Consider the following 21110-nt stretch of genomic DNA (forward strand, 5'->3'; position numbering starts at 1 on the left):
TGGCTCGATCGATTTCAACTTCCTGTTGGGCCTGGAGCTCGATCTGGTTGCCAGCCTGGAGATCACCCTATGAACCCTGACCTCGATTGGAATGGCCTGCGGGCAGTCAACACCGGCGGGGCGAGGGGAGGGGCTGGGTAGCGCACCCCTGGAGATGCCCGGTCCAGGCGGTAACGGAGCTAAGAAAAGAGGCCGCACTTGGCGACCTCTTTCAGGGGGCTTTTCAAGGCTTAGATGCGGAAACTTCCTACAAGCTGTTTCAGACGTGCCGACTGCTGCTCCAGGTCGGTACAGGCGCGCAGCGTCGCCTGGAGGTTTTCCACGCCCTCTTGGTTGAGCGTGTTGATCTCCGTGATATCGACGTTGATGGCCTCGACCACCGCGGTCTGCTCCTCGGTCGCCGTAGCGACTGACTGGTTCATACCGTCGATTTCGCTGATCCGCACAGTGACACTCTCCAGGCTGCCGCCAGCGCTGTTGGCGATGCTCACGCTTTCGCGGCTTTCCCGCTGACTCTCGTTCATGATCTCTACGGCTTCACGGGCGCCCAACTGCAGCTCCTCGATCATGCGTTGAACCTGGCTCGACGACTCCTGCGTGCGATGAGCCAGGCTGCGCACTTCATCGGCCACCACGGCAAAACCCCGCCCGGCTTCACCCGCCCGTGCGGCTTCGATCGCAGCGTTCAGGGCCAGCAGGTTGGTTTGTTGAGAAATGCCGGTGATGACTTCGAGAATCTGGCCGATGTTGGCCGTTTTGGTGTTCAGCTGTTCGATCTGCTCGCTAGCGCCGCTGATCCGTGTCGACAGACGATTCATCGCCTGGATGTTCTGACCCACCACTTCCTGACCATCGCGGGCAAGGTTCCGCGCGTCGCTGGAATGGCCCGATGCCCGTGCAGCGTTCTGAGCAATTTCCTGGGCTGCGGCGCCCAACTGATTGATCGCTGCGGCCACGCTGTTGGTCCGGTTGGCCTGTTGGTCGGAGTTGACCATCGATGAGTTCGAAGCGCTCACCACCCTGAGGGCGACTTCATTGAGCTGCACGGTAGAAGCGGCCACGTCCCGCATCGACTGATGGATGCGCTCGACGAAGAGGTTGAAGCCATTGCCCAGGTAGCCGAATTCGTCCTGGCTCTGAACCTCCAGGCGCTTGGTCAGGTCGCCTTCTCCTGCGGCGATGTCGTGCATGGCCTTGCCCATCAGATTCAGAGGGCGCATGAGGACGCTCAGGAGCATGCTGAGCAGCGAAATGATCAGCAGCACGGCAATCAGGGTGGCGACGATAGCGGAGTTGCGAAACTCCTTGAGCATGCCGTACGCATGGGTCTTGTCGACCGCTACGCCGACATACCAAGTGACCGAAGGCAAGCCATTGACCCGTGCGAACGAAAGAATCTGGGTTTTGCCGGCCAGCACGCTTTCGCTGATCTCCGATGAGAGTTTCGGGGTGTCGGTGGGGTATACCTCCGCCAGAGTTTTCATGACCAGGGACGTGTCCGGGTGCACCAGGATGCGTCCAGTGGCATCCACCAGAAACGCGTAGCCATCACCTTGCACACGCAGCGAACTGATCATCTTTACCAGGGTTTCCAGGCTCAGATCGCCGCCAGCCACGCCTTGCTGGCCGCTGGCAGTCTTGACCGGCGTGGCAATGGTGATGATCAGGCCCTTGGTGACGGCGTCCAGATAGGGTTCGGTCAGCGTCGTCTTCCCTGCGCTGACGGCATCTTTGTACCAAGGCCGAGTGCGTGGATCGTAGCCAGCAGGCATTTCATCCGGCGGCTGCATGATGAACGCGCCGTCTCCCTGGCCTTCATAGACGTTCATGAAGGTGGCGAGCAAGGTTTTCTGTTTCAGCGCGAGATTTTGAGCATCCGCCGTTGAGGCGCTGCCCAGACTCTCGGCCAGGCTTTCCACCAGCAAAATCCTCCCTGACAGCCAGCTCTGGATGTTGCCAGCCGTGCCTGCGCTGGTTTCACCCAGGCTTTCCTTCAGCTGATTGGCGATGGCATTTCGTTGCAGGTAATCGTTGTAGAGTGTGAACAGCGTAAAAGCAGCAATAACGACGAGGGAGGCGGCGAGGAGAATCTTATGGCTGAATTTCAGTGATCTGGTCATTGCCGGGGAGGTCCACATAGCAGGTTCGAGTACGGGCGTGAATCGCACACGCTTACCTGTCTATCGGCGGAAGTTTCCGGCGCAACAGTGGTTCACTGCATGATCTGGCCATGGAACTCGAGATTCGGACCATCGGTCATCGCCGTGCTGAAGAAGCGGAATCCGACGAGCGCCAGTAAGCCTCAGGATTGGACGGCTTTTATGGATAATCCATCCAGTGAAGCCCGATTTATCCAACGTATGGGGATAGCTATGCTCAGGCTTCTCACACCCGTGCAGGAGATTTTCCATGGCAGACCACTCCATCAAAGGCAAGGTCGTCGTCATCGCCGGCGGCGCCAAAAACCTGGGCGGCCTGATCGCTCGGGACCTGGCGGCGCAAGGGGCCAAGGCAATCGCAATTCATTACAACAGCGCGTCGACAAAGCCCGACGCCGAGGCCACCGTGGCGGCCATACAGGCCAGCGGTGCGCACGCCGTGTCGTTTCAGGCTGATCTGAGGACCGCGGGCGCTGTCGAGAAGCTGTTCGCCGATGTTATCGCCGCGGTAGGCAGGCCAGACATTGCGATCAACACGGTTGGCAAGGTCCTCAAGAAGCCCATGGCCGAGGTCAGTGAGGCGGAATACGATGAGATGACCGCCGTCAACGCCAAAACCGCCTTCTTTTTCCTGAAGGAAGCCGGCAAGCATCTGAACGACAACGGCAAGATTTGCACCGTTGTGACGTCACTGCTCGGTGCGTTCACCCCGTTTTACGCCGCTTATGCCGGAACCAAAGCGCCCGTTGAGCATTACACCCGCGCGGCCTCCAAGGAGTTCGGCGCGCGCGGCATCTCGGTGACTGCCGTCGGCCCCGGGCCAATGGATACGCCTTTTTTCTACCCGGCAGAAGGCCCCGACGCCGTGGCGTACCACAAGACCGCCGCTGCGCTTTCGCCGTCGAGCAAAACCGGCCTTACGGACATCGAGGATGTGGTGCCCTTCATTCGCCACCTGGTGAGCGACGGTTGGTGGATCACCGGCCAGACCATTCTGATCAACGGCGGCTACACGACCAAGTAAGCTAACCGAGCCAACAGATTGTCCGGCGCAATGGGGTTCTGGCCAAGGCCGCGCCGTGCCGGACCCCCGTGATCAGCGTCTCGGACTGTGCATGTATGGATAAACTCGATCAATACCGCGTATTCGTACGGGTCGCCGAAATGGGCAGCTTCATCAAGGCTGCCCATGCATTGGCACTGCCTCGCGCCAGTGTGTCGGCGGCCGTCCAGCAACTGGAGGAGAACGTCGGCGTGCGCCTGTTGAACCGCACGACACGCCAGGTCCATCTCACAGCCGATGGCGCACAATTGCTCGAACGCTTGCGATCACTGCTCGCGGATGCGGAGACCGTCGCGCAACTCTTTCATTGTCCCCAGCGCCAAGTGGCAGGCCAACTCCGGGTCGATGCGCCGAGCCGGATCGCTCGGCGTCTCATCGCGCCCGCCTTGCCTGGCTTGCTGCGGCGCCATCCGCAACTGAATTTGATACTCGGCTCCAACGATCGTGCAATCGACCTGGTGCGCGAAGGCGTCGACTGCGCGATACGGGTGGGTGCCTTGCAGGACAGCAGCCTGGCTGCGCGCCCTCTGGGGGCGATCACGTTGATCAATTGCGCCAGCAAAGCCTATCTGCATCAACACGGCACACCGCAGCAACCGAAAGACCTTGCCTCCGGACATTGGGCGATTGGCTACGCTTCGCCCACCACCGGACGGGAGCTGCTTTGGGAATACTGCTCGGTTGACGGCAGGCGGCAGACGATGCCTGTGCCGAGCCGGGTGGTCGTCAATGATGCGGAGAGCTACATCGCCTGCTGCCGTGCCGGGCTTGGGATGATTCAGGTACCCCGCTTCGACGTGAAGCACCTGCTGGAGAGTGGAGAACTGATCGAAGTGATGCCTGAATTCCTTGCCGAGCCGATGCCGGTCTCTTTGCTCTATCCTCACCGCCGCCAGAGAACGCAGCGACTCCTTGCCTTTACCGAGTGGTTCGAAGAGCTGATGGCTCCCCATCTCATTTCCTGACACGGCGGGTCGGACCGTCATCAAAAAGTACAGAACGGCCATGTCATGCGCACTGGAGGCAGGGTGTCAGGGGAGGGCGGTGCTGCCGAACTGCTGGGTTTGAAGCCCACGACGTTGGCGTCTCGGCTGAAAAAATGGGGGATTGATGTCCGGCAGTATAAGCGTGAAGGCTCAGAGGCAGGTCACCGAGGGAAATCGCTGACCCGTCGAATCCCGCGATGATTTGGCAGCGTCGCGAAGGTTTCCACGTGCGAGCGTTCCTGCGATCCCCTCACAGCTCGCTGTTGATCCACATCCACAGGGGGAGGGTCAGCGCCGAAAGAATGGTCGACAGGCAAATGGCCGAACTGGTTTTTTGGCTGTCTTCCAGCGAGCGTGCGAAACCCAGCACGTTGACCCCGCATGGATTGGCCGCCATCAGCACCAGCACGCCGCGGGGGGTGCCTGCAATGCCCATCGCCATGCAGGCCAGCAGCACCAATAGGGGCAAGAGGATCAGCTTGGCCAGGGTGATCCCGATCGCATATGCCCCTGGGCGGAGGCGATAGCCCGAGAGGTTTGCACCTAGAACGATCAACGCGCATGGCAGCGCCGCATGCGCCAGCCAGTGGGCCAGTTGCAGGCTCCAAGTCGGCAGTGCGAGGCCTGAGAGATTGACCGCTACCCCCAACATCAGGCCCACGATCATGGGATTGGCCAGGCTTGCAATCAGCGTTGCCGTCTTGAACGGCTCGTTGCTGGCGAGGCTGTCATAAAGGCTCTGGAAGCTGAACAACAGAAGGCTGTGCACCGCCAGCACCGTGAAGACGAGTACCAGGCCGCTGCTGCCGAACAGGCCGGCCACCATGGGAATGCCGATCAACGCATTGTTGCCGAACGCTGCCGTCAAGCCAAAGGGTGCAGGGTGTTTCAGGAAGGCATGAGCGATGAAGTTGACCACCGTGAAAACGATGAGGGCTGGCACGAAGTACGCCAGCAAGACCTTCCCATTCAGCCCGTCATGGAGCGGCGCGTCGACCATTCCCGTGAACAACACCATTGGCATGAACAGCTTGAACGCCAGGCCGCCCAACGCTTTGTTGGTGTGCGCATCCAGTGCCCCGCGATGGCCCAACAGGTAGCCGAGAATGATCAATAAAAAGATAGGCAGGATCGTTTGCGGGACGGGCACGGCGCAGGTCTCTGAAGAAGTGGGCGCATTATTGCCAAGTCTTTCGCGGCTTGTCAGCGAAAATCTCTACGTTATTTTATTTTTGGCACACTAATTGCTAATACCCCATAACGTCCTGTTAAGGACTTCCCGCCCAGGATCTCTGCACATCAGCGAGGAGTGCGCCCACATGCAGTCGCTCAATCTGCGGCAGATCGAAGTGTTTCGCGCCGTGATGATCACCGGGTCGATCAGCGGTGCCGCGCAATTGCTCTTGGTGTCTCAGCCTGCGATCAGCCGCATGCTGTCGCACACCGAGGCGCGCATCGGCTTTCAGTTGTTCGAGCGGGTGAAGGGTCGACTCTACCCGTCGCCCGAGGCCCGCCGCCTGTTTGCCGACGTCGAGTCGGTCTACCGCGACATACAGAGGGTCAACACGACGCTGCACGATCTGGTCCAGCAACGTCACGGCGTGCTACGGATTGCCAGCAGCCCAAGCCTGGGTCATCAGCTCGTGCCGGATGCGGTCGCCAGCTTCAGGCGGGGCAGCACCGATATCCGCGTCAGTCTGGAGTGCCTGCGCCATGTCTTGTTGCGCGACCGCCTGCTGGATCAACAGGCCGATCTGGGTATTTCATTGTTTCCCATCGATCACCCCAATCTGCGTGCGGTCCCTCTGAGCGAGGTACGTGTACTGGTGGTTTGCCCGGCCGATCACGAATTGACCCGTGTGCCTGCCGCCGAGCTGTCGCACGCGCTGTCCGAATCGGCCTTCGTGGGCTATCCGGCCGATACTCCGTTTTTCAGTTTCGTGAAGCCGGCATTCGAGCGCAGGGGCTGGGCTTACCGGCCGGATATCGATGTCGACTCGCCTCACCACGCGTGTGCCCTGGTGAAAAACGGGGTCGGTTTTTCCGTCGTCGACGAGATTTCCTGGCGCGCGTCAGGGAGCGAACAAATGGCCGTATTGCCGCTGCTGGCGGACGAGCGCCTGACGGTCAGTCTCGTGCACCTGCGCCGTGAGCCGCTGGCGCAGTTCGCTCAAAGTTTCGTCGAGCACCTGCGCCAGACGCTCTCATCGAGCGGTTTCGAACTCTTTGGCATGGATTAACAACCGGTTAATGACGGTCGATGTATTGGCATGCGACAACCCGTTCCAGCGCCCACACAATGACCCCACGCAGTGCAACAGGTCTGCCGGCACCAAGCCGGTCTCGTGGAGGAATGGCGACATGCGCGAAATCATCATCGGCGGTGGCCAGTTGGGGGCCATCCAGAAAAGTGAGTCCAGGGCCAAGGTGGTCCAGCGCATGCTGGCGTTACTGGAACAGGCTCGGGAGCAGGGCTGTGAACTGGTGGTATTTCCGGAACTGGCGCTGACCACCTTCTTCCCTCGCTGGTACATGGAGGACCAAGACGAGGTCGACACCTGGTTCGAACGTGAAATGCCCAGTGATGTCACTCGCCCCCTGTTCGATTTTTCCCGGGAACACGGCATCGCGATTTCATTCGGATACGCCGAATTGACACCTGAAGGTCACCACTACAACACGTCGATCCTCACGGATCGCCAAGGCCAAATCATTGGCAAATACCGCAAAGTGCATTTGCCAGGCCATGTCGAATTCGACACCGAACGTGATTTCCAGCATTTGGAAAAACGCTATTTCGAACCGGGCGACCTGGGCTTTCCAACCTGGGAGACCCAGGACACCGTCATGGGCATGTGCATCTGCAACGACCGTCGCTGGCCGGAGACCTATCGCGTGATGGGCCTGCAAGGCGTCGAGCTGGTGCTGTTGGGCTACAACACGCCCTCCATCAACTCTCAGCGCCAGAGTGAGGGCGAGGAGCATCGCTTGTTTCATTCTCAGTTGTGCATGCAGGCCGGTGCCTACCAGAACGCGACGTGGGTCGTGGGTGTGGCCAAGGCCGGTATCGAGGATGGTTTCCCCTTGATGGGTGGCAGCGTGATCGTCGATCCCAACGGGTTCGTGGTGGCCAAGGCCGAAGGGCAGGGCGACGAATTGATCGTGCATGCCTGCGACATGGACCTGTGCAATTTCGGCAAGACCACGATCTTTGATTTCGCCCGTCATCGGCGCATCGAACACTACGGCATCATTACGCGTCAGACCGGCGTCCAGCGCCCCTGATCTGTCTTCGAACGGGAGAAGCGACCCATGCGCAGCGTTTACCTCAATGGCGCCTTCGTGGCTGAAAACGAGGCGAGCATTTCAATCTTCGACCGCGGTTTCATGTTCGCCGACGGCATTTACGAAGTGACGGCCGTGCTGCAGGGCAAGCTGGTGGACTTCGATTTGCATACGGCGCGCCTGGCGCGGTCGTTGCGGGAAATGTCCCTTGAATTGCCCTTGGACGCTGCGCAGTTGCTCGCGATTCATCGTGAGCTGATTGAGCGTAACCAGTTAACCGAAGGGCTGGTGTACATGCAGGTGACGCGGGGCGTCGAAGACCGCAATTTTTTCTATCCGCCCGCAGGAAGCCCGTTGACCGTGGTGCTCTATACCCAGGCCAAAACGGTGCTGGACAGCCCGCTGGCCAAACGTGGCATGCACATCATCGGTTTGCCCGACCTGCGTTGGGGACGCAGCGATATCAAAACGACCCAATTGCTGTACGCCTGCATGGCCAAGGAGCAGGCCCGAGCCCAAGGTGCCGACGATGCGTGGCTGGTCAAGGACGGCTGGGTGACCGAAGGCACCTCGAACAATGCCTTCATCATCACCCGCGACGGGGCGGTGGTGACTCGCGAATTGTCGCGCGCACTATTGCCCGGTACTACACGTGCCGCCTTGATCGAGCTCGTCAAGGAGCACGACCTGCGGTTCGAGGAACGGGCCTACACACTTGAAGAAGCGGCCAATGCGGCAGAAGCATTCATTACCTCGTCCACCTCGTTCATCTACCCCGTGGTGAGCATCGACGGTCAGCCTGTGGCCGACGGCAAGCCCGGCAAGCTGACCCAGCGCCTGCGCCAGCTGTATATCGACCACGCCCTGGCGGTGCTGGTCTAGCCGCTGCACCTCACGGCCCAGGCGTGCGCAGACGCGCCGGGTCTATCACAGCCTTTAGCACCCAACAGGAAGACTGCCGACACCGAACGTAGCCATCTGTAAGGAATGTTGAGCATGAAATTACGTCCATCCCGCGCCCTGATCGCCCGCCTGTTGCTGCCTGTCGGCCTGGTTGCCGCGCTGAGTGCACCGTACGCCCAGGCCGCCGAAAAGACGCTGCACGCAGTGATGTCCTCGTCGTTGCGAGTACTCGATCCCATCGCCACCACGGCGCAGATCACGCGCAATCACGCGTATATGATCTATGACACCTTGATCGGCATGGACGAGCATTTCGTGCCCCAGCCGCAAATGGCTGACTGGACCGTGTCGCCGGACGGCCTGACCTACACCTTCACGCTGCGCGATGGCCTGCTCTGGCACGATGGAAAACCGGTGACCGCCACCGACTGCGTGGCCTCGCTCAAGCGCTGGGCGCGCTTCGATGTCGGTGGTCAACTGATGATGAAATACACCGCCAGCATTGTCGCCAGCGACGACAAGACCATCACTCTGACGCTGGCCAAACCCTTCGGGTATGTCCTGCAACTGCTGGCCAAGCCGTCTTCGGTCGCGGCGTTCATGATGCCTGAGCGGGTCGCCAGCATTCCCGACGGCAAGACCATTACCGACTACACCGGGTCCGGTCCCTATGTATTCGTGGCCAAGGAATTCGACCCTGGCAACCGCGTGGTCTACGAAAAATTCAAACAGTATGTACCGCGCAAGGAGCCGGCCAGCGGCACCGCTGGGGGCAAGGTGGTCAAGGTGGATCGCGTCGAGTGGATCAACATGCCTGACCGCATGACGGCAATCAACGCGCTGGCGTCCGGCGATATCGATTTCATCGAGCAATTGCCCATCGACTTGCTGCCCATGGTGCAAGCCGACGATCACCTCAAGTCGGGCGTGTTGAGCAAACTCGGTTCAATGACCGGCGGGCGGATGAACTTCCTTTATCCGCCGTTCGACAACCCTGACATCCGTCGTGCGGCCTTGCTGGCGATGAACCAGAAAGATGTGCTCGAAGCGCTGGTGGGCAATCCTGAGTTCTATAAGCAATGTGCGTCGGTATTCGGCTGCGGCACCACCCTTGAGACCGAGGCGGGCGGCGAGTCCCTGACCAGCGGCGGTAATCTGGAGGCTGCCAGGGCGCTGCTGAAAAAGGCCGGCTATGACGGCACCCCGGTGGTGATCATGCAACCGACCGACGTCCCTAGCCAGGCACCGCAACCGGTCGTTGCCGCGCAAGCGCTGCGCAAGGCCGGTTTCAACGTCGATCTGCAGCCCATGGACTGGCAGACCCTGGTCTCACGGCGGGCCAATCAGAATCCGCCCGCCCAAGGGGGCTGGAACCTGTTCTTCACCTACTGGAACGCAGAAACCATCTGGAACCCGGTGGTCAATCCGATGCTCGACGGCAGCGGGCAGAAAGGTGCCTGGTTCGGCTGGCCAACCGATCCGCAGATGAACCAGCTGCGAGTGGATTTCGCCACCGCCACCGAACCTGCAAAGCAGAAGGCAATTGCGGTGGAAATCCAGAAGCGCGCCATGGACCAGGTCGCTTACATCCCGCTGGGCCAGTACTTCGACGTCGCAGCCTGGAACAGCCGCATCAGCCACTTGATGACGGGGCCGTCCACGGTGTTCTGGAATGTCGAAAAAGCCGATTGATCGCGGCGCCATGATTCCTGCCCTCGGAGGCTTCGATGTTGGGTTATTTTCTGCGCCGTGTGCTGGCGGCGATTCCGGTGATGCTGGTGGTCGCCCTGTTCGTCTTCCTGCTGCTGCGCCTGTCACCGGGCGATCCTGCGGCGATCATTGCCGGGGACATGGCCAGCCCCGAACAACTGGCGGCGATTCGTGAAAGCCTGGGCCTGAACCAGCCGCTGTACCGCCAGTTCTTCGTCTGGATCTGGCAACTGCTGCAGGGGGACTTCAGCACCTCGCTGATGGCCCATACCCCGGTGCTGAGCATGATCGGCCAGCGCCTGGAACCGACGCTGAGTCTGGCGCTGGTGGCCATCGTGTTCACCATCCTGATCTCGGTGCCGTTGGGGGTCCTGGCGGCATGGAAGCACGGGAGTTGGATCGACAACCTGGTGATGGCGACGTCTGTGCTGGGCTTTTCGATCCCGGTGTTCGTGATCGGCTACGTACTGATCACGGTATTCGCGTTGGAACTGAAGTGGTTGCCGGTGCAGGGCTTTCGCAGTATCAGCGACGGTCTCGGCCCGTTCGCCCAAAGGATCGTGCTGCCGGCGCTGACGCTGTCTTCGGTCTATGTGGCGCTGGTGGCGCGCATGACCCGCGCCAGCATGCTCGACGTACTGGGCGAGGATTACATCCGCACCGCCCGGGCCAAAGGCGTGGCCGAAATCCGGGTGCTGTTCCGTCACGCCCTGCGCAACGCAATGATTCCGATCCTGACCGTCATCGGTACTGGCTTCGCGTTGATGATTTCCGGTGTGGTGGTCACCGAAAGCGTGTTCAACATTCCGGGGCTCGGGCGGCTGATCGTCGATGCGGTACTGGCCCGCGACTACCCGGTGATTCAAGGCATGATCTTGCTGACCAGCGGTGTGTACGTCGTCATCAACCTGCTGATCGATTTGTCGTACGCGATCAGCGACCCACGCATCCGTTACTGAGGGCAAGGCCATGAGCAAACCCGTTTCCCTGAGCCTGCCTGCGCCGCGCCGCCGATTCATCCGTGTGCCGCGGATGCCGTTCACCTCTGCGGTGGCACTGGTGGTGCTGGCATTGATCGTCGGCATGGCGATCTTCGCTCCGTGGATTGCCACTCACGATCCGGTGGCGCTGGCGCCCGCTTTTCGCCTGAAGCCACCGAGCGCCGAATTCTGGCTCGGCACTGACGCCTACGGCCGCGACCTGTTTTCGCGCATCGTCTACGGCGCACGCGTCTCGCTCACCGTTGGCGTCGGCGTCACGGTGTTGAGCATCCTGATCGGCCTGCCCTTGGGGCTGATGGCAGGCTACTTCCGGGGCCTGGACGCCTTGCTGATGCGGGTGATGGATGGGCTGATGGCGATTCCCGGCATCTTGCTCGCCATCGCCATCGTGTCACTGAGCAGCGCCGGCATCTGGACCGTGATGATTGCGATCATGGTCCCGGAAATTCCCCAAGTGGTGCGCCTGGTGCGTTCACGCGTGTTATCGACACGTGAAGAACCCTACGTCGAGGCGGCGGTGCTGATGGGCACTTCCACCTTGAAAATCCTTACCCGGCATCTGATGCCCAATACCCTTGCCCCGCTGATCGTACAAGGCACCTATATCTGCGCGTCGGCGATCCTCACCGAAGCGATTCTGTCCTTCCTCGGGGCCGGTATCGGTACCGAAATCCCGACGTGGGGCAACATCATTTCCGAAGGCCGGGTGTATTTCCAACTCAAGCCTTCGCTGGTGCTATGGGCCGGCCTGGCGCTGTCGCTGTGCATCCTGTCGATCAACCTGCTGGGCGACGCGGTACGTGACGCGCTGGACCCGCGCATGAGCAAAAGGAACGCGGCATGAACGAGCAGCCAAAGGACATTCTGCGGGTCGAGCACCTGTGCGTGAACACGGCAGAGGGCAAGCCGATCCTGCGGGACATCAGTTTCGACATTCGCCCGGGCGAGACCGTGTGCCTGGTGGGGGAGAGCGGCTCCGGCAAATCGGTGACTTCGCTGGCCACCCTCGGTTTGCTGCCAAAAGGGGTATTGAGTGCGACCAGCGGCCGAATCCTGCTGGAAGGGGAAGATGTTCTCCAGGTCAGCGAGAGTCGGCGCAAGGCCCTGAGGGGCAGTCGGATGGCGATGATCTTCCAGGAGCCGATGACTGCGCTCAACCCGGTGCTCACCGTGGGCAGGCAGATTGACGAAGTGCTGCAGACGCATACCACCATGGGTGCGACGCAACGTCGTGAGCAGGTCATGAACGCGCTGGCGCAGGTGCATCTTCCCGACATCGAGCGGGTCTACCACGCCTATCCCCATCAACTGAGCGGAGGGCAGCGGCAGCGCATCATGATCGCCATGGCGCTGGTGCTCGAACCCCGGCTGCTGATCGCCGACGAGCCGACCACCGCGCTCGATGTGACCACGCAGCAGCAGATTCTCAAGCTGATCCGCGAGCTGCAACGCAAGCACGGAACCGCAGTGCTGTTCATCACCCACGACATGGGTGTGGTGGTGGACATTGCCGACCGGGTCTGCGTGATGTGCCAGGGGCAGATGGTCGAGTCGGGTGCGGTAGACGAGGTATTGGCTCGGCCTCGTGAGGATTACACCCAGTCCCTGCTCGCGGCTGTTCCGAGCCTCAAGCCCCGCGCTGCGCGCGCAGAGGCCAAGAGCGCCCAGGTCGTGCTTGATGTCAGTGAATTGGTCAAGGTGTATCCACCTGCGGGCGGCACTTGGCGGTGGTTCGGCAAGGCCCGTCAAGGCACGCGGGCGGTGGATGAGGTTTCCTTCACCCTCAGACGCGGCCGTACGCTGGGCATCGTCGGCGAGAGTGGATCGGGCAAATCCACGGTGGCCCGCTGTGTGATGCGCTTGCTGGCGCCGACCCAGGGGGCGGTGAGGGTCACCGGCAAGGACATCTCCGAGCTCTCGCCAGCGGGCCTCAAGCCTCACCGCAAGCGCATTCAAATGATCTTCCAGGACCCTAACCGGTCGCTCAATCCGCGCATCAGCATCGGCAGAAGTCTGATCGAGGGGCCGATGAACCACGGCATGCCGTTGGCCCAGGCATGGGCGCGGGCTCAAGAGTTGCTGGAGCTGGTCGGGCTGCCCGCCGATGCCATCGAGCGCTATCCCCATCAGTTTTCCGGAGGGCAGCGACAGCGCATCGCCATCGCCCGCGCGCTGGCGATGGAGCCGGATGTGATCGTCGCCGATGAGGCCGTCTCGGCGCTCGACGTGTCGATTCAAGCGCAGGTACTGCAACTGCTCGACGACATTCAGCAGCGCATGGGTGTGGCGATTCTGTTCATCACCCATGACCTGCGGGTGGCCGCGCAATTGTGCGACGACGTGCTGGTGATGCAGCGCGGCCAGGTCATTGAATACGGGCCGGCAGCCCAGGTACTGGCTGCCCCTCGACAGCCCTATACCCGGCAATTGATGGATGCGGTGTCGGGCAAGGGCTGGGATTTCGCGACAGGGCAAAGGAGCCAGGCATGACGTTCGATTTGCTGTTCCGAGGCGTCACGGTGGTAGACGGTACGGGGGCCGAGCCGTACCTCGCCGATGTGGCGACCCGCGACGACAGGGTCGTCGCCATTGGCGATCTCGTCGGCGCTCAGGCCCAGCGGGTCATCGAGGGCAATGGTCGCTGCCTGATGCCCGGTTTCATCGATGTGCATACCCACGACGACACCCATGTCATCCGCACCCCTGAGATGTTGGCGAAAATTGCTCAAGGCGTGACCACGGTCATCGTCGGCAACTGCGGCATCAGTGCATCACCCGTCACGCTCCCAGGCCCTCCTCCAGACCCGATGAACCTGCTGGGCAGGCAGGAGGCTTTCGTCTACCCGACGTTCGACGCCTACGCTGCGGCCGTCGAGCAGGCGGTGCCGAGCGTCAATGTGGCCGCGCTGGTCGGCCATACCGCGCTGCGTGCGAATGTCATGCCGCGGTTCGATCGTCCTGCCCTCGAGGTCGAGCTGGACGCGATGTGCCAAACACTGGACGACGCCTTGCACGCTGGCGCCATCGGGCTCAGTTCGGGACTCGCGTACACCAATGCCAAACAGGCGCCGATGGCCGAGGTGCAGCGCCTCGTGGACATCGTCGGGGCCCATGGCGCGTTGTACACCACCCACATGCGCAATGAACACGACGGTCTGCTGGACTCCTTGCAGGAGTCGTTCGCCACGGCGCGTCATGCCGGTGCAGACCTAGTGATCTCCCATCTCAAATGCGCCGGCGCGGGCAACTGGGGGCGCGCACCGCTGGCCCTCGCCGCCCTTGAAAAAGCCGCCAGCGAACAGCCCTGTCATTGCGATTGCTACCCTTATTCGGCGAGCTCCACCACGCTGGATGCCTGGCGGGTGGATGGTCAGATGGAGATCTACATCACCTGGTCGGACCCGCACCCGGAGATGGCGAAACAGACACTCAAGGACATCGCCGCGCAGTGGGGCGTGTCGCAGGTGGAAGCGACCGAGCGGCTGAGGCCTGCCGGGGCGATCTACCACATGATGAGTGAAGACGACGTGCGTCGGATCCTCGCGCATCCGTTGTCCATGGTCGGCTCGGATGGCCTGCCCAACGACCCGAATCCGCACCCGCGATTGTGGGGCACTTTTCCTCGGGTGCTGGCGCACTACTGCCGAGACCTGAAATTGTTCGACCTGGCTGAAGCGGTTCGCAAGATGACCGGCCTCTCGGCTGCGCGTTTTCGCCTCCAGGACCGCGGCGTCGTACGCGAGGGCGCGTTCGCCGACCTCACCCTAGTGGACATGGCGCGTATCGAAGACGTGGCGACTTACAGCGACCCTTGCCGACAGGCACCCGGCATTGACCTGGTGGTGGTCAATGGCGTGGTCAGTTACGAGGACGGCAAGGTGCAACGGCGGCACGGGCGCATGCTCAGGCGCCAGCGTGCCCCTATCGTGGATTAGGCGTCGAGGGCAGCGTCAGCATGATTTCTAGCCGCCTTCGCAACACGTAACGAATGAGGAATGACCTGTGCAGGTAGTGGTGATAGGAGCAGGGGTGGTCGGGCTGACCAGCGCCTGGTATCTGGCGCAAAAAGGCTTGAACGTCACCCTGGTCGACCGTCACACCGACGTCGCCCAGGAAACCAGTTTTGCCAACGGCGGCCAGTTGAGCTACAGCTATGTGGCACCGCTTGCCGATCCGGGTGTGATCGCCAAGCTCCCGCAATGGCTCTTGCGTGCCGATTCTCCGCTGCGCTTCAGACCGCGCCTCGACCCGCTGCAATGGCGCTGGTGCCTGCACTTCCTGCGCGCCTGCAACGACGCGCAGGTCCGCCGCACCATCGGTGAAATGCTCAGCCTGTCCTACCTCAGCCGCGATGCGCTCGATGAGTTACTGGCCGCCCATCCATTGGACTTCGACCTGATCCGCACGGGCAAGCTGGTGGTGTACCGCGACGCCGCCGCGCTGGCCTCAGCCGTTCCCTTGGTTGACTGGCAGCGGGGACTGGGCGCCGACCAGCGCGTGCTCGATGGTCCTGCCTGCGTCGACTTGGAGCCTTCGCTGCAATCCGTGGCTGGGCAGCTGGCGGGCGGAATCTACACGCCAGGGGAGGCGACCGGGGATTGCTATCGGTTCTGTCAGGCGTTGAAGAGGTTGCTGACGCAACTGCCCAACGTCACCTTGGCACTGGGCCGGGAAGTGCGCGCACTGGTAGGTGAGCGGCAGCGAGTGGTCGCAGTGCGAACCGATCAAGGCGATCTGCCCGCTGACGCGGTGGTGGTGGCGGCAGGGATGTTCAGCGTGCCGTTGCTTAAGCCCCTGGGTATCACGTTGCCGCTTTATGGCCTCAGGGGCTACAGCCTGAGCGTGCCGCTGGATGCCGCCATCCAAGTGCCGCACCTGAGCATCACCGACGCCGCGCGCAAGATTGTCTATGCGCCCTTGGGTGGGCAGTTGCGGATTGCCGCGATGGTCGACATGGGGGTGAGCCGAGCCGATGTCGACCCTGCACGCATCAGCCTGCTCAAACAGCAGGTGGCTGAAACCTTCCCTGATCTGGACCTTGGGCGGGCCCAGGCATGGGCGGGCTTGCGGCCCAGCACGGCGCATAGCAAACCCCTGATTGGTCGCGCGCAGGGCATGGGCAATCTTTGGTTGAACGTCGGGCAGGGGGCGCTGGGTTTCACGCTGGCACTGGGCAGCGCCAAGTTGCTCGCTGCACAGATGACCGGTGCATCCTCACCGATCGATCACGGGCCTTTTCAGCCTCGTTAGCGCTGGGCGGCGGCGACGTTTCCCGCGCCGGTTGCTCCCTGATCTCACCAGGGTCTCCAGAAGGCCTACCGTTCCCGAGCGAAACGCGGAACGCTTCGCCACTTCGGTTCTCGAATGCGTATGCCTGCCACTGTACTGGAGCAAGACCATGAGCCCGACGACTTCTTTCATATTCGACCTGGATGGCACGCTGACCGACAGTGTTTACCAGAACGTTGCAGCGTGGAAACAAGCGCTGGACGCCGAGGGCATCCCGCTCGCCATGTGGCGTATACACCGGAAGATCGGCATGAGCGGCGGGTTGATGCTCAAGTCGCTGGCGCGGGAAACGGGCCTGGAGATTCCCGCCGAACAGGCCGAGCGACTGAGCGATCTTCACGCTCAGGCGTACCGCGATCTTCAGGGCCAGATCACACCGTTGCCGGGTGCCAATGAGTTGCTGGAAACGCTCACACGAAATGGGACAAAGTGGTGCATCGCAACCAGTGGCGGAAGCGAGACCGCGACCATCAACCTCAAGGCGCTGGGGCTCAAGCTGGAAGATGTCTTGCTGATCAACCGTGATGACGTCAAATACGGCAAACCCGATCCCGATCTGTTCATCGCGGCCGCTCGGCGCCTGAAGGTGCCGATCGAGGAGTGCCTGGTCATCGGCGACGCCATCTGGGACATGCTCGCGGCCCGTCGCTGCAAGGCCACCGGCGTCGGCCTGCTGTCGGGGGGCTATGACATCAGTGAGCTGGAGCGGGCAGGGGCACTAAGGGTGTACGAAGATGCGTTGGATTTGCTCGATCATCTGGATGAAATCGCCTCGCGTCCGTAACCGACCCCGAATCCGTTAACGATGCCATCTGCAGCGCGCTTTCGCTGCCCAGTCTGAACTCACGCCTGTGTCCCAGGCCAAGGAGCACCGATGAACCCTCCAAAAATCGTCCATCATGGCGCGGGCCAGGGCGTAACGGGGTCATGCCACCAATTCTGGATGGACGACGAGACGAGTGTGTTGATCGATTGCGGCCAGTTTCAAGGGCAGGAAGCCGATGAGGTGGGTGATCGCCTGGGGCTGGACTTCTCGATCACCGGTATCAAAGCGCTGGTGGTCACCCACGTGCACATCGACCATGTCGGGCGCATTCCGAACCTGTTGGCGGCGGGGTTCGACGGGCCGATCCTGTGCAGTGAACCCTCCGCGAAGCTGTTGCCCATCGTGCTCGAAGACGCGTTTCACCTTGCGATAGGCGATGACGCACATGAGTTGGAGCGCTATCTGTCCATCGTCGAGCAACGGCTTATCGCGCTGCCGTACAACCACTGGTTCACCCTCCACGACGACGGCGCTACAACCTGTCAGGTCCGCCTGCAATCGGCAGGGCATGTGCTGGGGGCGGCCTACGTCGAATTGGAGCTGGGCCAGGCGAACCTGGAAAGCAGGCGCATCGTGTTCAGCGGCGATCTGGGTGCGGCGCATTCGCCGATTCTGCCCGATCTGGTGCCGCCGGAACGCGCCGACCTGTTGATCCTGGAAAGCACGTACGGTGATCGATTGCACGAGGATCGAACGCACCGTGAGGAACGCTTGCGCGCGGCCATCGAGCGGGCGCTAGCGGACGGCGGGGCTGTGCTTATCCCATCGTTCAGCATCGGTCGCACTCAGGAGTTGCTGTACGAACTGGAAGACATCATCCACGAGCAGATGCAAAGGGCGGTGGCGCCAGAGCGCGAGGAGCCAACGTCAACGGCCCATGATCGGCCGGATGTGGATTGGCCGCAGCTGCCGATCATTCTCGATTCTCCGCTGGCCAGCCGCTTCACCGACACCTACAAGGCACTGCAGGGGTATTGGGACGAGGACGCGCTGGAGCGACTCAAAGCAGGGCGCAAACCGCTGTCCTTCAAGCAATTGATCACGGTAGACAGCCATGACGAACACATGCGGATCGTCGAACACCTGAATGACACCGCACGACCCGCCATCGTGATCGCCGGCAATGGCATGTGCTCGGGGGGCCGTATCGTCAATTACCTCAAGGCGTTATTGGGCGATGCCCGGCACAACGTCGTGTTCGTCGGTTATCAGGGCAAAGGCACCCCCGGCAGGGACATCCAGACCCATGGGCCGGAAGGCGGGTTTGTGGTCCTCGACGGTGAGCGCATCGACATCAAAGCGGGGATTGAAAGCGTGGGCGGCTATTCGGCCCATGCCGATCAGGCCGATCTCCTCGATTTCGTCTTACGGATGAAAGAGTGGCCGAAAGAGATCCGTCTGGTGCACGGCGAGGCTCAAGCCAAGTCCAGCCTGGCCCACGAAATCGAAAGGCGGTACCAAGAGGCCGATAAGAACGTGCTGATTACAGGTCTGCCCAGTTGACCGTTTGATCTGGCTGGAGGCTGAGGTTGTCGCAGCGATGCGAGCGTGCTCTCGGCGTGAAGCGTTCGCACCCACTGCCGGGATGTACAAGAGGCCGTTCACATCGAATGAGTAAGCCGTTCTGGGGGGACGTCGCGCCCCGGACGGTTTGCTCCCCCCGTAACGTTGATCATCGTGATTTCTCCGCTGAGCCAGCCAACTGGGGGGTGGGCAGCGGGCGATCGGCTCTGCGCTGGACGTTCACCATCAACAGGCCGGCGAGAGACAGAAGGGCGCCAGCGATGAAGCCTTTAGAGACGGTCTCGTCCAGCAGCCAGACGCCCAGCAGTACGCCAAAGAGCGGAGTCATGAAGGCCAAGGTGCTCAGCCGGGCCGCCAGGTAGCGTTTGAGCATCCAGAACCAGATCAGGTAGCTGGCGAACGAGACGGCCAGGGTTTGAAAGAGCAAGCTCCCCCAAACCATGGCGTCGAATGCAGGCAGTCGGGTTTTCCCGGCGAGCAAAGCCAAGAGTAAGAGGACCCACGCCGCCCCCATGAGCTGGTAATAGAGCGTCTGGCTGGCGGGTGCATCGCTCAGCTTGCTTGAACGCACCGCCACGGTCGTGAATCCCCAAGCGGCACCCGCGCACAATCCCAGCGTATCCCCCAGCAGTCGGTGAGCCAGTGCCGGCTCGTCGGCACTTTCATGGCTCCCCGCCAGAAACGTGATCGCGATTCCGGTGAATGCCGTGCCAACACCTACCCACTGGCGCACCCCAAGTCGCTCTTCAATCAGGCGCACATGCAGCCCGACGGCTGCGAACAGGGGGGCGGTGTAGAGAAACACCGCCATGTGCGACGCCGTCGTCCAGCGCAAGCCTTGCGCAATGCAGAGAAACTCCGCCGCGAACAATAGGCCGACCACCAATCCTGAACGACGCCAGAGGTGGGGCAGCCAGGCTTCCCGCGCGATGACCCGACCGAACAGCCAGACGAGGGCAGCGGCGACCGCCGAGCGAAGCGCTACTTGCATCATGGGGTCTACCGCCCCTGCGATGGCTTTTATCGCGACCTGTTGAGCCCCCCACGTCAGGCACAGGGTCACCATGACCAAGGCTGCAATGGCATCTACTGGTTTTCTCGCTGACACGGTGGATTGTCCTGTGGCCTGTGATTCAGCCATTGTCTCGGCGCCGCTCGCGCGCTACAAATCATCCCTTCTGTCTCTATACAAGAGAAAAACTACGCCATGCGACCGGATACGCCATTCAAGGCCATCGCTTGTTTTGATGCCGTCATGCGCACGGGGAGTGCAAAGGCGGCCGCCGATGTGATGTTCGTGACCCCCGGCGCCGTGGGGCAACAGCTGCGCAAACTGGAGGGGTGGCTCGGGGCGCAGTTGTTCATCCGCAGCGTTCGCAAGTTGCAACCGACCGAGGAAGCAGTGCGCTACTGGCAGCAGATCCAGCCTGCCTTGGCGCAAATGGATGACATCCATGCCCGGCTGCGTGGTACGTCTGTATTCGAGGTTTCCCTGAGCCTGCCTCCGGCATTCGCCAGCACCTGGTTTGCGCGGCGCATGCCCGACCTGATCCAGCACCTGCCGGACTTACAGCTCCACCTGAACGCCAACGCCGAGGCGGTCGATCTGCGTGCGGGCACCTATGACCTCGCAGTTCGCCACTTTGACGGCCAGGATGACAGGCTTCACAGCCGCCTTCTTTTGAATGATGAGGTGAGGGTTTATTGCAGCCCCCATTACCGAGAGCGTCTTCAGCTGTTTGCGCTGGAAGACCTGCGCCGTGCGACGCTGATTCACACGACATCCCACGCGAACTGGTCTCGTTGGCTTGCGCAATCGGGGGCATCCCTCTCTGGCAAGGCAGGCGGTGTACGCTTCGACCAGTCCGAGTTGGCCATCGACGCCGCGAGGCGAGGCCAGGGCTTGGTGCTGACCAGTCCCTGGCTGATAGAGGAGGATTTGGAAAGCCACCGCCTGGTTCAGTTATTCGACTGCACTTTGATCACGGGCAAAGGGTACTACGTGGTGTATCCCATCGATTCGCCGTTAAGTGTCGGTGGGAAAGTGCTGTATGAGTGGTTTTTTCAATGACGCCGGGCTTCCCATGGCTGTGAGCGGCGCCCAGGTGATCGACAAGTACCTGCACCGGGTGTGTAAAAAGTCATCTTTCTGCAACACAACCGTCAAATAGCGCTCGTTTTAGAGGAACCGGAACCGCGCGGTCGGCCACACAGCGGGTTGAAACCATCGCGCAAAGCAGCGATGACGGACTGCTTTCCGGTAACCAAGAGGACTTCTTCATGCGCGTGTCTGGCCAGCAACCCCCCAGTGCCCCACCCTCCATAGAGCTTCAAGACCGATCAGGGTCGCCGGCGATCAGCGAT

The 21110-nt window shown here is 61.5% G+C and carries 17 protein-coding genes and 1 pseudogene; 15 read left to right on the forward strand and 3 right to left on the reverse strand.

Features of this window, described 5'->3' with window-relative positions:
- Positions 1-230: 230 nt before the first annotated feature.
- Complete coding sequence (locus N5D61_RS21000) at positions 231-2120, reverse strand: methyl-accepting chemotaxis protein (RefSeq protein ID WP_279894087.1); 1890 nt, start codon at positions 2118-2120, stop codon at positions 231-233.
- Positions 2121-2409: 289 nt separating this feature from the next.
- Between N5D61_RS21000 and N5D61_RS21005 the strand changes: the two genes are divergently transcribed.
- From N5D61_RS21005 to N5D61_RS26485, 3 genes and pseudogenes are all read left to right on the forward strand, one after another.
- Entirely contained in the window at positions 2410-3183 is a 774-nt protein-coding gene (locus tag N5D61_RS21005; RefSeq protein ID WP_279894088.1) for an SDR family oxidoreductase, read from the forward strand.
- A 95-nt stretch (positions 3184-3278) separates the two neighbouring features.
- On the forward strand, positions 3279-4187 hold the full coding sequence (locus N5D61_RS21010; protein ID WP_279894089.1) for a LysR family transcriptional regulator: 909 nt from the start codon (positions 3279-3281) through the stop codon (positions 4185-4187).
- Between the two features lie 42 nt (positions 4188-4229).
- A pseudogene (locus N5D61_RS26485) lies at positions 4230-4409 on the forward strand (hypothetical protein); the annotation flags it as partial.
- A 49-nt stretch (positions 4410-4458) separates the two neighbouring features.
- Here N5D61_RS26485 and N5D61_RS21015 read toward each other — a convergent pair.
- The gene (locus tag N5D61_RS21015; RefSeq protein ID WP_279894090.1) at positions 4459-5358 is read right to left on the reverse strand and encodes an AEC family transporter; all 900 of its coding nucleotides are present in this window, start codon (positions 5356-5358) and stop codon (positions 4459-4461) included.
- Positions 5359-5527: 169 nt separating this feature from the next.
- On the opposite strand from N5D61_RS21015, the gene N5D61_RS21020 reads away from it, so the two are divergent.
- From N5D61_RS21020 to N5D61_RS21070, 11 genes are all read left to right on the forward strand, one after another.
- Positions 5528-6448, forward strand: coding sequence for a LysR substrate-binding domain-containing protein (locus N5D61_RS21020; protein ID WP_108238863.1), 921 nt, complete (start codon positions 5528-5530; stop codon positions 6446-6448).
- A 121-nt stretch (positions 6449-6569) separates the two neighbouring features.
- Positions 6570-7493 (forward strand): N-carbamoyl-D-amino-acid hydrolase, encoded by a 924-nt coding sequence (locus N5D61_RS21025; RefSeq protein ID WP_279894091.1) that lies wholly within the window; start codon positions 6570-6572, stop codon positions 7491-7493.
- Positions 7494-7520: 27 nt separating this feature from the next.
- Entirely contained in the window at positions 7521-8375 is an 855-nt protein-coding gene (locus tag N5D61_RS21030) for a D-amino-acid transaminase (protein WP_279894092.1), read from the forward strand.
- Positions 8376-8489: 114 nt separating this feature from the next.
- On the forward strand, positions 8490-10088 hold the full coding sequence (locus N5D61_RS21035; protein ID WP_279894093.1) for an ABC transporter substrate-binding protein: 1599 nt from the start codon (positions 8490-8492) through the stop codon (positions 10086-10088).
- A 35-nt stretch (positions 10089-10123) separates the two neighbouring features.
- Positions 10124-11065, forward strand: coding sequence for an ABC transporter permease (locus N5D61_RS21040; RefSeq protein WP_108238859.1), 942 nt, complete (start codon positions 10124-10126; stop codon positions 11063-11065).
- Between the two features lie 10 nt (positions 11066-11075).
- Positions 11076-11951 carry an ABC transporter permease gene (locus N5D61_RS21045; RefSeq protein ID WP_108238858.1) on the forward strand — a complete coding sequence of 292 codons (876 nt, stop codon included), beginning with the start codon at positions 11076-11078 and terminating at the stop codon, positions 11949-11951.
- Positions 11948-13597, forward strand: coding sequence for an ABC transporter ATP-binding protein (locus N5D61_RS21050; RefSeq protein WP_279894094.1), 1650 nt, complete (start codon positions 11948-11950; stop codon positions 13595-13597). The genes N5D61_RS21045 and N5D61_RS21050 overlap by 4 nt, the downstream gene beginning before the upstream one ends.
- Entirely contained in the window at positions 13594-15042 is a 1449-nt protein-coding gene (locus N5D61_RS21055; protein WP_279894095.1) for a D-aminoacylase, read from the forward strand. The genes N5D61_RS21050 and N5D61_RS21055 overlap by 4 nt, the downstream gene beginning before the upstream one ends.
- Before the next feature lie 67 nt (positions 15043-15109).
- Positions 15110-16357, forward strand: coding sequence for a D-amino acid dehydrogenase (locus N5D61_RS21060; RefSeq protein ID WP_279894096.1), 1248 nt, complete (start codon positions 15110-15112; stop codon positions 16355-16357).
- Positions 16358-16505: 148 nt separating this feature from the next.
- Entirely contained in the window at positions 16506-17180 is a 675-nt protein-coding gene (locus tag N5D61_RS21065) for an HAD family hydrolase (RefSeq protein WP_108238854.1), read from the forward strand.
- A gap of 90 nt (positions 17181-17270) precedes the next feature.
- Complete coding sequence (locus tag N5D61_RS21070; protein WP_279894097.1) at positions 17271-18725, forward strand: MBL fold metallo-hydrolase; 1455 nt, start codon at positions 17271-17273, stop codon at positions 18723-18725.
- A 169-nt stretch (positions 18726-18894) separates the two neighbouring features.
- On the opposite strand, the gene N5D61_RS21075 is transcribed toward N5D61_RS21070, so the two are convergent.
- Positions 18895-19854: a DMT family transporter gene (locus N5D61_RS21075; protein WP_279894099.1), complete on the reverse strand. Its 960-nt coding sequence runs from the start codon at positions 19852-19854 to the stop codon at positions 18895-18897.
- A 99-nt stretch (positions 19855-19953) separates the two neighbouring features.
- Between N5D61_RS21075 and N5D61_RS21080 the strand changes: the two genes are divergently transcribed.
- Entirely contained in the window at positions 19954-20817 is an 864-nt protein-coding gene (locus N5D61_RS21080; protein ID WP_108238852.1) for a LysR substrate-binding domain-containing protein, read from the forward strand.
- Positions 20818-21110: the final 293 nt, after the last annotated feature.

The sequence above is a fragment of the Pseudomonas sp. GD03842 genome (genome assembly GCF_029841165.1).
Lineage (GTDB): Bacteria > Pseudomonadota > Gammaproteobacteria > Pseudomonadales > Pseudomonadaceae > Aquipseudomonas.

Coding starts and splice junctions, on each gene's coding strand:
- N5D61_RS21000 (WP_279894087.1), bottom strand. CDS start 2,120: ATGACCAGATCACTGAAATTCAGCCATAAGATTCTCCTCGCCGCCTCC.
- N5D61_RS21005 (WP_279894088.1), top strand. CDS start 2,410: ATGGCAGACCACTCCATCAAAGGCAAGGTCGTCGTCATCGCCGGCGGC.
- N5D61_RS21010 (WP_279894089.1), top strand. CDS start 3,279: ATGGATAAACTCGATCAATACCGCGTATTCGTACGGGTCGCCGAAATG.
- N5D61_RS21020 (WP_108238863.1), top strand. CDS start 5,528: ATGCAGTCGCTCAATCTGCGGCAGATCGAAGTGTTTCGCGCCGTGATG.
- N5D61_RS21025 (WP_279894091.1), top strand. CDS start 6,570: ATGCGCGAAATCATCATCGGCGGTGGCCAGTTGGGGGCCATCCAGAAA.
- N5D61_RS21030 (WP_279894092.1), top strand. CDS start 7,521: ATGCGCAGCGTTTACCTCAATGGCGCCTTCGTGGCTGAAAACGAGGCG.
- N5D61_RS21035 (WP_279894093.1), top strand. CDS start 8,490: ATGAAATTACGTCCATCCCGCGCCCTGATCGCCCGCCTGTTGCTGCCT.
- N5D61_RS21040 (WP_108238859.1), top strand. CDS start 10,124: ATGTTGGGTTATTTTCTGCGCCGTGTGCTGGCGGCGATTCCGGTGATG.
- N5D61_RS21045 (WP_108238858.1), top strand. CDS start 11,076: ATGAGCAAACCCGTTTCCCTGAGCCTGCCTGCGCCGCGCCGCCGATTC.
- N5D61_RS21050 (WP_279894094.1), top strand. CDS start 11,948: ATGAACGAGCAGCCAAAGGACATTCTGCGGGTCGAGCACCTGTGCGTG.
- N5D61_RS21055 (WP_279894095.1), top strand. CDS start 13,594: ATGACGTTCGATTTGCTGTTCCGAGGCGTCACGGTGGTAGACGGTACG.
- N5D61_RS21065 (WP_108238854.1), top strand. CDS start 16,506: ATGAGCCCGACGACTTCTTTCATATTCGACCTGGATGGCACGCTGACC.
- N5D61_RS21070 (WP_279894097.1), top strand. CDS start 17,271: ATGAACCCTCCAAAAATCGTCCATCATGGCGCGGGCCAGGGCGTAACG.
- N5D61_RS21080 (WP_108238852.1), top strand. CDS start 19,954: ATGCGACCGGATACGCCATTCAAGGCCATCGCTTGTTTTGATGCCGTC.